Here is a 1290-nt window from a genome sequence, read left to right as displayed (position 1 = left end):
ATTTGGTTGCGGGAGTAGGATTTGAACCTACGACCTTCAGGTTATGAGCCTGACGAGCTACCGGACTGCTCCATCCCGCGACGCTTTGGTATGGCCTGATTTTGTGGCCATGATTGCCGTTTTCCCTTTCGGGCTTGGGCGACTGTGTTGCCCCATGGGGTTATAGGCGGGGCTTTGTGTCATCGTTGAGAGATACGATTTGTGTTTCGGATTTTACCAGGTTAGGCGGCGACCTACTCTCCCACGTCTTGAGACGCAGTACCATTGGCGCGACGGCACTTAACGGCCGGGTTCGGGATGGGACCGGGTGTTTTGCTCGTGCTATGACCACCAAACCGGGAAAAATCCGAGACACAGTCCAAGTCGGGTACATTGTGTTTTTGTGTATGCTTTTGATTTTGTTTCCAGTCTTGTTGTTACTGGATCAAATCAAGCCTATCGGGCCATTAGTACCGGTCAACTGAACGCATTGCTGCGCTTACATCTCCGGCCTATCGACGTGGTGGTCTACCACGGCCCTCAGGGATACCTTGTTTTGAGGGGGGCTTCCCGCTTAGATGCCTTCAGCGGTTATCCTGTCCGAACATAGCTACCCTGCACTGCGGCTGGCGCCACAACAGGTCCACCAGTGGTTCGTTCACCCCGGTCCTCTCGTACTAGGGGCAACTCCTCTCAAGTATCCTACACCCACGGCAGATAGGGACCGAACTGTCTCACGACGTTCTAAACCCAGCTCACGTACCTCTTTAAACGGCGAACAGCCGTACCCTTGGGACCTGCTCCAGCCCCAGGATGAGATGAGCCGACATCGAGGTGCCAAACACTGCCGTCGATATGGACTCTTGGGCAGTATCAGCCTGTTATCCCCGGCGTACCTTTTATCCGTTGAGCGATGGCCCTTCCACTCGGGACCACCGGATCACTATGGCCGTCTTTCGACTCTGCTCGACTTGTCAGTCTCGCAGTCAGGCTGGCTTCTGCCATTGCACTCAACGAGCGATTTCCGACCGCTCTGAGCCAACCTTCGCGCGCCTCCGTTACGCTTTAGGAGGCGACCGCCCCAGTCAAACTACCCGCCACGCAGGGTCCCGGACCCGGATAACGGGCCGCGGTTAGACATCAAGAGTGCGAAGGGTGGTATCTCAAGGGAGGCTCCACGGGAACTGGCGTTCCCGCTTCAAAGCCTACCACCTATCCTGCACATCACAATCCTGATGCCAGTGCGAAGCTGTAGTAAAGGTGCACGGGGTCTTTCCGTCTAACCGCGGGAAGCCTGCATCTTGACAGGCA

Annotated in this window: 1 tRNA gene and 2 rRNA genes (1 of these 3 cut by a window edge); all 3 read right to left on the bottom strand. The window is 56.0% G+C overall.

Going from position 1 to position 1290, the window contains the following annotated elements:
• Window positions 1–3 precede the first annotated feature (3 nt).
• Window positions 4–80 (bottom strand) — tRNA-Met (locus ACSSV4_RS22840).
• A 140-nt stretch (window positions 81–220) separates the two neighbouring features.
• Window positions 221–335: ribosomal RNA gene (gene rrf, locus ACSSV4_RS22835) — 5S ribosomal RNA — on the bottom strand.
• A 90-nt stretch (window positions 336–425) separates the two neighbouring features.
• A 23S ribosomal RNA gene (locus ACSSV4_RS22830) occupies window positions 426–1290 on the bottom strand (it continues 2010 nt past the right edge of the window).

It is taken from the genome of Roseovarius sp. MBR-154, from assembly GCF_053628595.1.
The sequence above is the reverse complement of the archived record's forward strand: the minus strand, read 5'-3'. Positions and strand labels throughout refer to the sequence as shown.